The sequence below is a fragment of the Paenibacillus sp. MER 180 genome (assembly GCF_023713665.1).
Classification (GTDB): Bacteria; Bacillota; Bacilli; order Paenibacillales; family Paenibacillaceae; genus Paenibacillus_B; species Paenibacillus_B suaedae.
Genome location: NZ_JAMAVT010000030.1, coordinates 1 through 15,403 on the forward strand (window position 1 = coordinate 1; position 15,403 = coordinate 15,403).

General features: G+C 40.3%; 10 protein-coding genes. 4 read left to right on the forward strand and 6 right to left on the reverse strand.

What is annotated here, in order from left to right; all coding sequences use genetic code 11:
- Positions 1–644 precede the first annotated feature (644 nt).
- From M3661_RS28350 to M3661_RS28370, 5 genes are read right to left on the reverse strand one after another with little or no spacing between them, the layout of a single operon-like run.
- Complete coding sequence (locus M3661_RS28350) at positions 645–2,054, reverse strand: TIGR02679 domain-containing protein (RefSeq protein WP_251490457.1); 1,410 nt, start codon at positions 2,052–2,054, stop codon at positions 645–647.
- A 40-nt stretch (positions 2,055–2,094) separates the two neighbouring features.
- Positions 2,095–6,219 carry a TIGR02680 family protein gene (locus tag M3661_RS28355; RefSeq protein ID WP_251490460.1) on the reverse strand — a complete coding sequence of 1,375 codons (4,125 nt, stop codon included), beginning with the start codon at positions 6,217–6,219 and terminating at the stop codon, positions 2,095–2,097.
- Positions 6,220–6,231: 12 nt separating this feature from the next.
- Entirely contained in the window at positions 6,232–7,467 is a 1,236-nt protein-coding gene (locus tag M3661_RS28360) for a TIGR02678 family protein (protein ID WP_251490464.1), read from the reverse strand.
- Positions 7,454–9,022, reverse strand: coding sequence for a TIGR02677 family protein (locus M3661_RS28365; protein WP_251490467.1), 1,569 nt, complete (start codon positions 9,020–9,022; stop codon positions 7,454–7,456). The genes M3661_RS28360 and M3661_RS28365 overlap by 14 nt, the downstream gene beginning before the upstream one ends.
- Complete coding sequence (locus tag M3661_RS28370; RefSeq protein ID WP_251490470.1) at positions 9,015–9,497, reverse strand: nucleotide-binding protein; 483 nt, start codon at positions 9,495–9,497, stop codon at positions 9,015–9,017. Before M3661_RS28370 ends, M3661_RS28365 begins: the two co-directional genes overlap by 8 nt.
- A 175-nt stretch (positions 9,498–9,672) precedes the next feature.
- On the opposite strand from M3661_RS28370, the gene M3661_RS28375 reads away from it, so the two are divergent.
- Positions 9,673–10,128 carry a hypothetical protein gene (locus tag M3661_RS28375; RefSeq protein ID WP_251490473.1) on the forward strand — a complete coding sequence of 152 codons (456 nt, stop codon included), beginning with the start codon at positions 9,673–9,675 and terminating at the stop codon, positions 10,126–10,128.
- A 185-nt stretch (positions 10,129–10,313) separates the two neighbouring features.
- On the opposite strand, the gene M3661_RS28380 is transcribed toward M3661_RS28375, so the two are convergent.
- Entirely contained in the window at positions 10,314–11,192 is an 879-nt protein-coding gene (locus M3661_RS28380) for an Abi family protein (protein ID WP_251490476.1), read from the reverse strand.
- A 272-nt stretch (positions 11,193–11,464) separates the two neighbouring features.
- Between M3661_RS28380 and M3661_RS28385 the strand changes: the two genes are divergently transcribed.
- The 3 genes from M3661_RS28385 to M3661_RS28395 all read left to right on the forward strand — a co-directional run bounded on the left by M3661_RS28385 (position 11,465) and on the right by M3661_RS28395 (position 15,346).
- Positions 11,465–12,484: an ABC transporter substrate-binding protein gene (locus M3661_RS28385; RefSeq protein WP_021255468.1), complete on the forward strand. Its 1,020-nt coding sequence runs from the start codon at positions 11,465–11,467 to the stop codon at positions 12,482–12,484.
- Positions 12,485–12,587: 103 nt separating this feature from the next.
- Positions 12,588–13,694 (forward strand): ABC transporter ATP-binding protein, encoded by a 1,107-nt coding sequence (locus M3661_RS28390; protein ID WP_065292493.1) that lies wholly within the window; start codon positions 12,588–12,590, stop codon positions 13,692–13,694.
- Entirely contained in the window at positions 13,691–15,346 is a 1,656-nt protein-coding gene (locus M3661_RS28395; protein ID WP_021255470.1) for an ABC transporter permease, read from the forward strand. The genes M3661_RS28390 and M3661_RS28395 overlap by 4 nt, the downstream gene beginning before the upstream one ends.
- Positions 15,347–15,403 lie beyond the last annotated feature (57 nt).

Consider the following 15,403-nt stretch of genomic DNA (forward strand, 5'->3'; position numbering starts at 1 on the left):
TTTGAACGAAGCATTCTTGAACACCTTCCCGATCTCATTTATTACCGTAATTATACAACATTAACGCGGTGTCGTGTTGAAATAAATGAATATAAAAATAGCTGTCGAGACTTTCTCGACAGCCTGACCGCATTATATGCGGTTTCTACTGTCATAACTGTTAAATTAACGTAGCCTTGCCCATATTTCATTTCAGAAGCAGCTGTACACTAGTATCGAGTTCCTCTGGAGAAACTTGCTGAATACAGTCTTATTGATTCTCAATATCCTTCATTGTTTGATCTTCGCATCTCGTACGACCCGCCGTCAATGATCTTACCTTATATGTGTATGAGAGATACATGGTTCTAAAGAAAGTAGAAGTCGTTTCATTAAATGAGGAGGATTCTAATAAAGAAAGATTAATCTCGATTACCATGGCTCTTTCTTGTTCGGTTCTACCGAAACATCTTTGGGAGCGAGTCTGGCTAACATCGGAACAGAATGGTCTTCGTTAAGTTGTGGTATTGACTCGGAATGGAGTTCATTGGGCAGTGACGTTGGTTAATGAAGGTGTGTAGATCCAAAATAATATGTATAGCGACTCTTGAATCAAGGGTCGCTATCGTGTACTATTAACTACTCTTCACGCTAGATCTGATAGCTTACCTTATTGTTCTACTCACTACTTTAATCCAATCTTCCCTTAGTTCACCGACTGTTGATTCCTGATATACTTTTAATCCTGCTTCAACCATTGATTTAGCCAAATCACCTTTGAGGCTCTGTAGAATTTTCTTGTCTTTCTGTGATAGGGGTAAACTGTCAGGATCAATATGTTTCCGGTATGTATCTGAATCCATTCGAAAAACATAAATCTTACCTTGTATCAGTTCTTCCATACCTACAAGCATTTGTACCCCTGGTAAATCAAAATCCCCCGAATAAAAAACTTCGCAATCTGGATTCGCTTCAAGGCTTTTTATTATGAAGTACTTAGTTGCAGCTCGAGCCTGCCCAGATGTACAAATTAACGGTGGACAATTTTCTGAGAGTTGCTCAAACGAATAATCGCTTTTGTCTAGAAAGTGTATTGTTTCATCCACTAAAAATGAAAAGACTGAAGGATTTTCAAAAATATATAAAGCTGGATATTTAGGCCATTCCTCACGTGATTCAATCTCTCGCAAGTTTAATGTCCTTGGTGAAGTCCCATAAATAAAACCTGATGCAAATACATGTGCAAAAGAACTGATGTCATCATCTATCAAGCCAAAAGTTCGGTAGATGTATCTTCGTTTCATAAATTCGGGTACTATTAAATATTCATTGGATGATAACTCCCCATTATCTAGCTTTTTAGCATAAATAGTCTCCAATGATGTCAGTAACAGCCTCCCTGCTGGAAATTCCAAATCAAACGCATGAGGATCCTTAGTTACCAATTCAGAGAAGATCGGAATTCTTACATCCTGTGAATCGCTTTTTATTTTTTCCTTAATTCCAAGCTTATTACAAAACAAATACCATAAAGCTTTTACACAGTAATAAAGCTCGTCATCTCCTTTACCACCATTCCGCAGTAGATTATTTAGAATTTGATAGCCCGGAGCATTTCCATCTCTTAGTCTTTCATACCAATTAAATGTATTTTTGCTTAAATCTCCATTACAGAGAGATGATCCGCATTCCTCCTCAAATCGTTTGTTCACTCTTTCAAATAGCTCTGACCATTGCCTTTCTTTCATTTCCCGTTGTTCAGACTTGGTTAGCAATGGTTGCCCATATAACAATTCATATAATTCGGGAATGGTCAGTTTATACCCTAACTCCAACTCTTCAGAAAAAATTTGCAAAGGTACGACTACTTCAGTATGAGGGCGGATTAATCTCTTCACCCGATTGCCAAAATAATGTTGCAACCTATCTGCTTCAATATCTGATTGAACTACAATTTTTGCATTTCCGCGTGCTCCATTTTGCCCTTGATATTTTTTAAATACAGTATTGAGCAAATTGACTAAGAGTGGATCACTATAATATTCTTTGGCTGTTTTTCGGTATCCAATCTCCATACCTGACCTCCTCACCTCCCTGAGCATTGCGTACCTAAGGTCAGTCTTCAACAAGAACTTTACTTTTACCATTCCAGCGATAATGAAATAACGTCACTACATTGATGTCTTTTGGCCGGTAAATTTCATAAATAGCCAATCGGGGGACTGTATCATAACAACCCCATAATACTTGTGAAGTCATGATATAATCGAATCCCATGTCCGTGAGCAAGTGGAACATGTCCCTCATGTTAGCATCATCCACACCCGCAAAAGCTTCATCCAACGAAATAATTTTAGGTGCATCTTCACTTGCATCATTATAACGAGAGTAAGTAGCAGCAAATAAAGGAATATACATTGCCATTGCTTTCTCACCGCCACTTAATACATTGAATTTAGGATCGGTCAGTTCCTTATAGCCTGTCTGGGCTCCTTTGCGGTAGTTGAGTTTAAACTCAAACCAGGAACGGTAATCAAGTAAATCATATATATATCTGCGTAATGCACCGTGTTCTTGCTCAGCAAAGTGTTTAGCCAATAATATTCGTTTTCTAAAATGCCCAATAACAAGTTCGATTTCTTCATCTTCCATTCGATGAGCATCACGCAGCAAGAGTTCAACTAACGACTTGGTATCAAGCTGAGCATCCGTTTCTGGGGCTTTAGGTTCCCACTCCAACGACAACTGTAAACCACTTGATGTGTTACGTTGACTCATTAGCTCTTTCATTTGTTTTGTCCAGTCATATGCACGATGAATACGATGTCGAATGGCCTTCCCCACGCTACCGATTATGATTTCCTCATACAATTGCCGGTCTTTTTCCGTCAGCAACGCATGTTGCTCATCTCGCTGCATGACTAGCTCATCCAGAAGCGTTGAGGGAGTCATGGGATTCATCCGGTCACGATTAGACGTAATTACAATTCTCCCCGATGGCAAGAAAACCGAATCTAGTACATAGTCCCGCAAATTATTCCGAATCGTAGTATATTCCTGTTGAAGTTCGTTTCCAATGCGCTCTTTCGTCTTGATACCGAACTGTGAACTATATTCTTTCTTCATTTGTCGACATATCTTTATAATTCCGCTCACATCCATTAATTGATCGAAAGCCTCTTTCCATTTAGGTACGTGAGCGAATTGAATTTCAAATTTCCACAACTCTACTGTGTATTCAAATTCCTTTTGGCACTCCGTTAATTGCCCTAAATATATTTTGAGAGTTGCTTCTTTACTAGCTAGATTTGCAATTAACAACTTCATCTTCTCATCTAGTATATTAAAACGATCCAAAAGAGTTGTTTTTTCTTGTTTTAGAGCCACGATCTCTTCATGAATCTTCTCAATCCCCAACTCAGCGATCAATTTTTTTAGCTGGCCAACTTGTGCAGTATGCTTCTCTTTCTTTTCGTCCGTCGTTTTTTGTTGAAATTCATCTTCTTCTATTTCTAACAAGAGATTCGTTTGTTGATCGACTTGGTTGGATAGATGTTGGGAAATTTCTCTGTAGCGTAAGCAAGATGACTGCAACACCGAAATATGGTTACGATAAGTCATGCACGAATCAAGCGCTTCTTTAATTTGCTTTTCTCCTTTTAGTAAAGACCACTCTACGGTATGTTCAGTTAATTTTAGCTGAAGCGCCCTTAACGTAGTCATCTTCTCTTTGTACCATTGTTCCACTTTATGCTCTTGATTCATAATTTCTTTTAATCGATACGAAAATTGAATGAAAGTATCAATTTCTACTTGTAATCCTACATCATCCGGAAAAGACTCTAACTCAAACTTTAAAACTTTATTGTTCTCCTCTAACCTTACTAGCTGATTATTTGTATCAGATATTTCATTTATTAGCTGCTGTATATCCGATTCCAATTGGGCCATTGCTAACTGTTTCGTTCGTAATCTCGTTTCTATTCCAATGTATTCTGCACGTGGCTTAGCAAAGCCTTGACCTGTTAATGCTCCCAGACGAAAAGAACCGTTCCCTATAACTAGGAAACCTTTTTCATTCTGTGCATTTTCATTTCCCCATCCTATACTCGTTAATGCCGCCTGAACATCTTCCTGTGACAAACCGCTTTCTTGGGACGGAGTAGCCTGCAGCACACTAGCAAGTGTCGTTCCATGGAATGAGTCTATGGTCTCAATCCACACTTCCTCTCCCTTTTCTTGATCCAATATAGATACTTGCCCATTCGGATAAATCCAAGCATCCAATAGTCCTGCTTGTTCTAGCGTTTCCTCCAAACAAGCCTGTTCATCATCTGTTAGATCATCTTTAAATTCACAGACCGCATAAAGTGGAGACCCTGTACTCTTTTCACGCTGATCACGCGTTGCCTTTCTCCTCTCTGTCTGCTTAGGTTCAGGTTCCTTTTTCGATTTCCACTGCTCCAATTCAAATTCAAGCTTATGGCGATCTTCTATCAGCTCTTTCTTGTCATGTTGTAATTGAAGCATTTGTTGCAAGAATTCTTGATTCCTATGTTCATGGGCTTGAATAGCGACTTGTCTAACTTGATCAAATTGGCGACTTTTTGAAGTTATTGAAGATAGTGCACGCAAAGCATCTCGTAACGCTTCCCCGTCTACAGGCAACTGAGTTAATTGTTGCTGCCATAGGATCAAATGTTCTCTAATCTTTTCTTTTTCTATTTCCAATCGCTTATCTTGTACAGTTAGCTCTTCTTCAGCTTTACTGCGGTCACGATGTATTTCCCCTAAGCGAATTTCAGCTTCAGATGCTGCTCTATAAGCTTCTCTTTCCTCACGCGCAATTTTCAGAGCAACTTCCAGTTTATCTTTGTGACGATCCAGATCTTTAAACCAATTGCGAGCCCATTGTTCATCTTCCAGTAAGCCATGTGTCCAAGTCCTATGATAAATATCGTGTTCTCTAAATTCTATAATTCGCGCAAAATCTTCAAGTTCTTCAACCGTTTCATGTTGTTCCTGATCTAATATGTTTAATTTACCTTTTGCTCTTTCGATATCATTTTCAATTTGATGAAGAGCCATAACATTTTTATTTTTTCTTTTTACGATGTCAGATAACTGCCTTAATGTTTCTTTTAACAGTTCCTCTGCTCTTTCTAACTCTCTTCCCTTTTCGATCACTTCACTTCGATTTAAAATGTCTAGTTCAGCTTCTACTGTTCCAAGTCTAGCCTTTCCCTGCTCTATGCTAGTGTTCATATTAAGTTGTTCTTCTTTAAGTTCAATAACTTGTTGCTTTAATTCCGTTACCTGTTTTTCTAATTGCTGGCATGCTTCAAATTTGGATAGAACCTGTTCAGCATGTACTTTCAACAGAAAACGGTTGTATTCACTGTACTTCTCACTCAATTTCTCAAGCTCATCCACATGAATACGAAGTTCTTCTAACTGATCTGTAATTTGATCCATATCTTCTATAACATCCGATAAGGGCCCCAATTCTTCTTCCGTTAATGGTGGCAAAGCTTTGGTCAAAATTTCGTACATCGAAGAAGGCTTAAAATCTTTAGACAATTTAGGACTTCGCAACTCCAGCAATAACTTCAACAAGTCTTTAAAAGAATCTAAATCTTGAAAACCAAACAAAGCTTTATTGACCATCTCACGGTAACTGCTTTGCTCCTGCACTACCTGTCCACCAGAATCAATTAGATCGGTTAATTCTTTCCGATTCAGCGGAATCTTGCTTCCTCGCTCCAACCACATCTTATTATCATATAACCAGAAATCATAATTAACTCGTCGCCCGTCCTCTAATAGAAAACCCCAGAATCCTAATTGAGCCGCACCACGGCGTGCCCTAATCCCGATGCCAATTGTTTTATAAATCTCTTTATCCGAATGATAAAATTCCAGCCATAAATAACCCGTGCGATCCGTATGCCCCTTCTCTTCATCACCAAGCAAATAATATTCCAACTTACGATCACGAGAGCCAAAAGGATCAAGTCGTTCCGGTCTCTTGTCTCCATCAAGCACCAATGGAATAAAACTTTGCATCGTAACCGATTTTCCTGATCCATTCGCTCCTCTTAAAATCATTCTTCCTTCTTCAAAATGAAATTCTTCTTCATCGTAATACCAAAAATTGAGAATCCCAGCTCGGCTCATTTGCCATCTATTCACCGTATGCAAAATAGTATTTTCTTCTTCTAGATTTATTTGTAGAACCAAGGAATATCCTCCTTACGTATCTAAGTCCGTTGTTCCGTACTGAGCTATCCATTTCCCTGCTGCTGCATTTAACACAAAGAATGTTTCATCAACCCATTCTCCAAATCCCCATTCCATCACATGATCCAATACTTGCTCCGCCAACTGCGCCGACTTCATCTTTCGGTGTTCATTGGTCCAATACTCCCCGTGCTCTTCTTTTAATCGAATGAGTATTCGCTCCAATTCATGCTTTGTAAGGTGTACCTGCGCATTCTGTTTCATTACTTCTTCATAATCTGAGGCTGTCTGCTTCCGAATATATCCAAATACAAGGAGAGATATATCAGAAATTGAAGACAACGTTGGAAATACTTCCGAATCTGTCGTCGTTTCTGGTTCAAAAAATAGAATTCCTTCGCGATATTTACTTCCTTCCCAACCAAACATCGTTTTTAACTGATTAATCACATAATTTTTTTGCCCGTAAAAATAAAGTGAATCATCCTTCCATTGGTCATCTAGCACAACAGGCTCAAGTAAATAGCGACGATATAAGTAATGTTTTCGTTTTTGGTTTATTTCTTCTGTATTTTCTTTGTAATCAATCGTATCTCTCATTTCTGTCATATCTGCATAATTCATGAGTTCGTGGGGGAAATTTCGTAATACATATCGGACATAGGCACTACATTCATATAGAACATTATGTTTCTCAACATCGTCATCAATATTTGAAGCCCAATCGGCTTCTTGCCCATCTACCGCTCGTATCACATCTAAGCTTTTCAACTTTTTTAAGGCTCTCGCCATCGACAATCGGTGGAAATAGTTGCGCCAATCTACCTCCATGCCTTGCTCAAACATGAAGTCTCGAACTTCTTTTACCAGATCGGTTAATAGAAATTGCTCACGTTCTGTTTTCGCTTCTAAAAACCATAAGCTATAAGTAAATAACGCATAGTCCAGTGGTTCACGAAATTCTTGAAACCCCATCCATGGATATGCAATTACGGGAACCTTCTCTAATTTAGCAATTTTCCGATTCACAATAAGTGAGTAACCCGTGTAATTCATAAACCAATCTCTTAATTCGGTATATTGCTCTTTAATCCAATAGTATAATTGAGGATCGCTATCTTTCGTAATCCAGGGAAGATTCACTAGAGCATTCATGCATTGTCTTTTTCTATTGGTAAGTTCATCCTTGTCCACAATATTTGTTCTTCTTCTCTTCGTATGTAACTTTCCTATTTTAATTGTTTCCATCCTGACCCCCTCCGGATGTTCCGATATAACCCATCCATAGAAGCAAATCATTCCAACTATGTTGCTCCGCCACTTGAAATCTGAACCCGTAGTTTAACATTTCCAACTCTCCATCCTCACAAACTAGATTTGCCCGTTCTTTGCTCGTTGGTAGAACTAATTGAATGCGAATACCTTCAGCAGTCTGAATCGCTAAATTAGCCGAAGCATTACAGCGGCTAATCCAATTCAGTATTTGTAATCTCGACGTCGTAGAGATTTCTTCAAGAAGTGAGATATTAGTTTCTCCTTTATCAACCATATGAATTAGAAACTGTAGTTCCTGTTTATGTCGTTGGATAAATTCAGTTCTTAAGCGCTCTTTATCTCTTGTATGATCAATAACTGCTTCTGTCTCGTGACGCTCGTGTTTCTTCCTACTCCGAGATCGCAACGATTTCATAATGGGTTTTTCATCCCATATTGATATTCCTTGACTATCCGAATTTCTCGTATCTTCACCATGCAAATGCCGCGTAGCGAATAACCCAAATGCATAAGCTGCTAATTGATGCGCAATTCCTACATTCTCCAGCTTATAGAACCACTGTCCTAAATAATCCAATTCCTTTCTTCTGCTAATGTTAGAACGTTTTCTTTCTTGAATACGCAGTGCACTACGTACCATTTTCACAATAGCTTCTTTGGTAGCTCGCTCTAATAATAACAATTCACTTGAGGAACTTCCTTCTCCAAGGAACCAACGTTGCAGTACATTCCATTTGTCTAGCAATTCATTAAAATATTGATCTTGTGTAATTGTTTCCCCAATCTTCGGAATGTTCCATTCATCTTCTACTACTGCGTATAGAAAAATATCTCTAACATGATGAGATATTTGAATAAGATTTCCCTCGATTTTGTATGAACGTCGCTGGAGGGCATGTACAAAATCTTTCAAATAGTGAGTAATCGCATCTTTATATAGTAAAAAAGCATCCGTGACCATTAGCTCCTCTGCCATTCCCGTCTGAAGACTCGCTATATAATCCACTGATGCTTCATGCAATTTTTGAAATGAATCATGTACCAAGTTCCATAATTCAAGTGCTTCTCCTGGTTCATATGTACCTGCTTTTCTTCTTATGTTGAATAATGTATCTGCAATCGTATCAAACAAAGTTGGTTCCAGAGAGCCTCCATATCCCCTAACCGTCTCCAAACTTTCAAGCAAACGCTCAATCTCTATAGAATAGGGGGTTAATAAATATTGATGCTTCTTACGTAAATATTCTTCAACCGAAGTAGCTCTTTCTCCGTAATGTCGTGATGATAAATTCCCCCACTCTACTAGTTGTTCCAAATCAACCTGACACTGTTCAAGTGTATAGTCTTTGTGTACATTCCAAGACATGACGCCCGCGTAAATTTCATCAGCTTTCAGCCAATAGTTTAACTTTTGATATTGTTGATAAAGGTAGCGCATGATAGAGCGATATCGAACCACATTATCCGCATTAACATACTTTAATTCAGGTACTCCACGTAACGATTGTAAGTCCGGGATTTTAATCAAGATTGCCTCCTTCTAATTTAGAGGAATTTTCTGACACCTTACTTTGTTTCAGCTTATTTATAAATCTTAACCACTCTAAGATCTCATTTTCAGCTCGATACTCTTTATTTAAATCACAATAAACCAATCCTTGGAGGTCTGACGCAACATGTGAATTTCCTCTTCTACAAATGATGGTTCTCTCTCGCCCTAAAGCTGCAACAAGAATACCGTACTCGATAAGCACATTAGCTCTAGGTTGTAATACCCAGTCATTTCTGTACCAGATCGGATCATCTTCGTTAAAAATCAATATCGCTGCCTCTACTCGCTTGCTGATTTCTATCAAACTATCCAACATATAGTTTCCCAGTGGAAATACCCCTGCTTTGTTCCACGGATATGGTGTTTTCCCTTCAGATTCGATGAGCATTGCTATTTTCCTAAGATCGTTTAACGATTCGGTAGAACTCGAACTGCCAAGAAAAATCTCCAATGGTTGCGACTCCTCTCGATTCAATCAATCAAAAGCAATTATTTCCATGTTACAAGATCCAAGATTATTTGCCTAGCCCTTATAGATCTGTGTAAAGATCATTAGTAGGTAATAGTTGCTAATTAGTTAAGAAGATGATACATTATCAAAAAACTTGCTAGGAGGATAAATTTGGATGAGTCCATTGGAGGATGTACAAATAGCTTTAAATAATTGTGTAGAGCTAGACGAAAAAGGTTTGAAAGAACTTCAAAAGATATTGTGCCTCAAACTTGAATCCATAAAAGGAGCGTTAAAGTCTAGTTCTAAAAAGCCTCAATCTGCTCACCCCGATTGTCCCAATTGTTCTTCCAGTAATATAAAAGCCCATACCAAAAATCCCGTACCACGTTTTTTTTGCATAGATTGCAAAATAACTTTCACCAGAAACAGACAACCACTCTTCTATAGAAGAAAAAATCGCGACAAAATTATTGATCTTATCGTCTTAATTTATACAACTGATAAAAGTATTACTGAAATTATTGAGCAGCTCGATATATCCGAAAAAACTTATTACGAATGGAGAAAGCAAATCTTATTATTGTTCCCCCAATTGCAAGATAAATTCCAAAATAGACGTAAAAAGTAGCTAATCTTTGGTTCTGACCTACATTTTAGCTATTAAAATAAGTTACCTTAACTATTTTTCTTACTTTTATCTAATCACGTTTTACTACCACTCTTTTTTTACATTTATATTTCTCAAGGAACAAAAAAAGGCTCCATCACAAGTTTACAACTTGCAATGAACCCCTAATTTTAAACATGATTTATTTATACTTGCTCTCTATCATACAAGTAACTTTTCCATTGCTCAGGAAATCCCAATAACCTAATATCGACTTCATCATAGTTTTCTATAATAGATTCTAATTCTGCGACCCATGAGTTCCACGTTTGACCTTCTTTTATTAAATACTTCATGTTGAAGATGATCGCATATAGTTGATTATCTTTAATCTCAAATTTTTTATCCTTCTCTCTGAACTTCACATTAACCGGTAGTTTTTGATTAAATAATCTACTATAGTGAGCACAGCGATTTCTTACTATGGTAAGAGTATGTAACCAATTCGATATCTCATCAAAATGGACATTATAATTTTTTGAGACTTTCTTTTTGTCTTTGATTCTTAAATTCTTATATAACTTTGAAAGCCAACTGAAGGTCAATACTTCTACCGCAACCCAAATGGGGAACTTCCCAGAATATTTGGATATATGGTGCAATACAAAAGGATCCTTTGATTTCGAAATGCATCGATCAAGTTCGTTATTAAGTTCTATGCACCAATCAGGATTACTATACATTGACAATGATTTGTGACCTTCCGAGCCGTAGTTATGCGCAATTGTATATGCTATATGTGTCCGAAATGCTATTTCTACATACTCAACTATCTTCATTACATGTTGCCTTAGTCGGGCATCAAACTCATAGTGTCTGTATATTGAATCGAAAGTTATATTGGAGAAGAACTTATCATTTTCTTTAAGGGTTAAGGCGTATGCGGTAAATCTATAGTAGTTTATACGTTTTAAAACTGCGACGGCATTGGCTTCATTGGGGATAAAAAGTCCACGTGAACGCAGTAAGTCAAGTTGTTCATCATATGTAGTTGGGGGCTTCAACTCTTTCACAGAAGTGTCCATTATAATTTTCACCCTAATAAAAATAATGTCCGGCCCACTTTACGCTTCCAATGGAGAGGCGCGGACCGGATCTGTTACTTTCATATTATGGCAATTGTATAATGTTGTCAATCATCTTTTCAAACCACTTTTTGAAGCCTTTTATTTCCCTCACCCAAAATTCACTTGCGAATTTTAGACGATGTTTGCGGATTGTGGGATTTGTAAGCGGTACCATACTTGCTACAATAGACTCACAACGCAATGAACATTGCTCAAGGGGGAATAAACAAATGAAAAGGCTTTCTTTGATGCTAGCGGCTTGCATGATGTTTGTCGGAGTGTTAAGCGGTTGTGGCGGCAGTGAATCGGATTCGGGTTCATCCAATAAATTGGTCATTTACAGTCCGAACAGCGAAGAAATCATCAAGACGATCATCCCAATGTTTGAAAAGAAAACAGGCATTACGGTTGAGCTCGTAACAGCTGGTACAGGGGAAATTGTTAAGCGTCTACAGTCTGAAAAGAAAAATCCTTACGCGGACGTTATGTTCGGCGGCTCCATGGCGGGCTACCGCGAGCATGCTGACCTGTATGAGCCTTACGTATCTCCAGAAGATGCGAACTTGATTGAAGGTCATCGCAATAAGACAGGCTTCGCAACTCCGTTTGTTTCAGACGGCAGTGTGCTGCTCGTGAACAAGAACCTGATCGGCGATATCAAAATTGAGGGTTATGAAGATTTGCTCAATCCGAAGCTGAAGGGCAAAATCGCATCCGCTGACCCGGCAAGCTCCAGCTCCGCCTTCGCTCAGCTTACGAACATGCTGAAAGCTATGGGCGGCGACTATGAAAATCAAAAGGGCTGGGATTATGTCAGCAAGCTGATTGAGAATCTCGACGGCAAAATTGCAAGCGGCTCTGGTGCAGTTCATAAGAGTGTCGCAGACGGCGAGTACATCGTTGGCTTAACATACGAAGATCCTTCTAGCACATATGTCAGAAACGGTGCACCAGTAGAAGTCGTGTATCCGAAGGAAGGCGCAGTATTCTTGGATGCAGCATCCGCCATAATTAAAGACGCACCACACATGGAAAATGCGAAGAAGTTCATCGACTTCATCCTGTCCAAGGAAGCACAAGACGCATTCGGCACGCAATTGACGAACCGTCCGCTTCGCAAGGATACGCAGCTCGGCGACTACATGACGCCACTCGACAAGATCAACATGATTGACGAAGATACAGACTACGTAAGTGCACATAAATCCGAAATCGTAGAGCGTTACATCTCTGTATTCACAAGCAAATAATCGGTTTTCAGAATCAAAATATGCGTGTCAAAAAGTCCGGTTCTCAGCACCACTTTTGATTATCGGACTTTTTGACTACCTATAAAAAGGTTAGGTGACAACAATGAGCGTAACAATAAAAATAAAAGACCTAGTCAAAAAATACGGCGATACGACCGTTATTCCAGAGTTGTCCTTGGAGATCAAGAAAGGCGAATTCTTCACGCTTCTCGGTCCTTCCGGGTGCGGAAAAACGACACTTCTGCGCATGATTGCTGGCTTCAACAGCATTGAAGGCGGCACAATCAACTTCAACGAACGCGTCATTAATCAGGTTGAGCCAGGCAAGCGGAATATCGGGATGGTGTTCCAGAGCTATGCAATCTTCCCTCACCTTACGGTTAAGGGAAATATCGCGTTCGGTCTAGAGAACCGCAAGTTGTCCAAGGCCGAAATCAACGACAAAGTAGAAGATATCCTCAAGGTCGTACAAATCGAGCAATATAAAGATCGCATGCCGAAGAACCTGTCCGGTGGCCAACAGCAGCGCGTCGCGCTTGCCCGTGCAATCGTCATCCACCCGGATGTACTGCTCATGGACGAACCGTTGTCCAACCTTGATGCGAAGCTCCGCGTCGATATGCGGAACGCGATTAAGGAAATTCAACGCGAAGTCGGCATTACAACGGTGTATGTAACACACGATCAGGAAGAGGCTATGGCTGTATCCGATCGCATCGCCGTTATGAAATCGGGCGTCATTCAGCACTTGGGCACACCGCAGGAAATCTATCAACGCCCAGCCAACGTGTTCGTAGCTACATTCATCGGCCGCACGAACATTATCGAAGGCAGCTTAACGCGTCAGGGCGACAGCTATAAGGTGAACTTCGGTTCCGGCTATGCTGAGGAGCTTCCTAACATTCAGCTTCCGGCTTCAGCGAAGCAAAATGAATTGAATGTCAAAATCTCGGTTCGCCCAGAGGAATTCGTCATTACTGAGGATCAGACGGGAATGAAGGCAACCATCGTGCACAGCGTCTTTTTGGGGCAGAACACACATTACTTCGTCGATCTGGAATCCGGTCAGCGCGTGGAAATTACACAGGAATCGAAGACAACACAGATTCTTGATCCTGGCCAAGTCGTTCATTTGAAGGTGAAAAAGGAAAAAATCAATGTATACGATGCTGCAGGTGAATTGAACTATACAAGGGGCGGTCAACTATGAGGGGGACGCGCAAACGATTTGACGTCTGGACTAACATTTCGTTCCTGATATTTGGTTTCTATCTTTTGTTCCTAGCCTTGCCTTTGTTTACGATGCTGTTCAAAAGCTTTTTCAACGGCACAACAGGCGATTTCTCACTCGCCTACTTCGTGAAGTTTTTCAGCAAGCCGTATTACACCAATGCACTATTCAACAGTATTAAAGTTACCGTCAGCGTAACCGCCCTTGCGGCGCTCATCGCAACACCGCTAGCCTATATAATGGCTACCGTTAAGATTAAAGGGGACTCAACGATTCGGATTTTGATTCTGCTCTCGTCCATGTCGGCCCCGTTCATCGGTGCTTACTCTTGGATTCTTCTACTCGGAAGAAACGGCGTCATTACCAAATTCGTCAGCAATACATTTGGCTTCCAAATGCCTGACATATATGGCTTTACCGGTATATTAGTTGTCTTGACCCTGCAAATGGTGCCTCTTATCTTCATGTACGTATCCGGGGCACTCAAAAATGTTGACCAATCGCTCATGGAAGCGGCAGAGAGCATGGGCTACAAGGGCATCAACAAGATGCGCAAGGTACTGCTCCCGCTCATCACACCAACCCTGCTCGCAGGCGGGCTGCTCGTATTCATGCGCGCGCTGGCCGACTTCGGTACGCCGATGCTGATCGGTGAAGGCTACAAGACCGTTCCTGTCCTGATCTTTACCGAGTTCATCAGTGAAGTCGGCGGCGACGACGGCTTTGCTGCCGCAATCAGTGTCATCGTTGTATTGTTCGCAACGGCAGTATTCCTGATGCAGAAGTTCATCGCCAACCGCAAGTCCATCACAATGAGTGCCTTGCATCCACTTGAAGCGAAGAAGAAAAAAGGCATCGGCAACATCGCGGCGCATGCTGTCATCTATCTGTATACGTTAATCGCGCTGCTGCCGCAATTGTACGTCATCTATACTTCATTCTTGAAATCGAACGGCCGCGTCTTCGTTGATGGCTTCTCACTGCAAAGCTATCAGAATGCTTTTAATAGCATCGGCGGTGTCATTACGAACACGTTCATCCTGGCTATCGTGTCGCTCGTCATCATTATCCTGCTTGCGATTCTGATTGCTTACGTAACCGTTCGTAGAAAGAATGCATTAACGAACACAATCGATATTTTCACGATGTTCCCTTACATCGTTCCTGGTTCTATCTTAGGTATCGCCTTGTTGATTACGTTCAACGATAAGCCGCTGGCACTGAGCGGAACAGCATTCATTATGATTATCTCGTTCGTCATCCGGCGGTTGCCTTATACGATTCGATCCAGTGCAGCCATTTTGCATCAAATTAACGGCGGTATTGAAGAAGCCGCAATCAGCTTGGGCGCTTCTCAGATGAAGACATTCTTCAAGATTACACTGCCGATGATGCTCGCGGGCGTTGTCTCCGGTGCAATTCTAAGCTGGATCACAATCATTACTGAATTAAGTACTTCGATCATCTTGTATACAGGTAAGACGAAGACCGTTACGGTTGCTATTTATACCGAAGTTATTCGCGGCAACTATGGCGTGGCAGCAGCACTATCTACAATCCTAACCGTCATCACAGTCATATCGCTGCTGGTCTTCCTGAAGCTATCCGGACAAAAAGAAGTTTCCCTATAAGAGAGGAAGTTCAAAAAGTCCGCCTTTGATCAAGCATATTAATAGCTTTGCAACTAC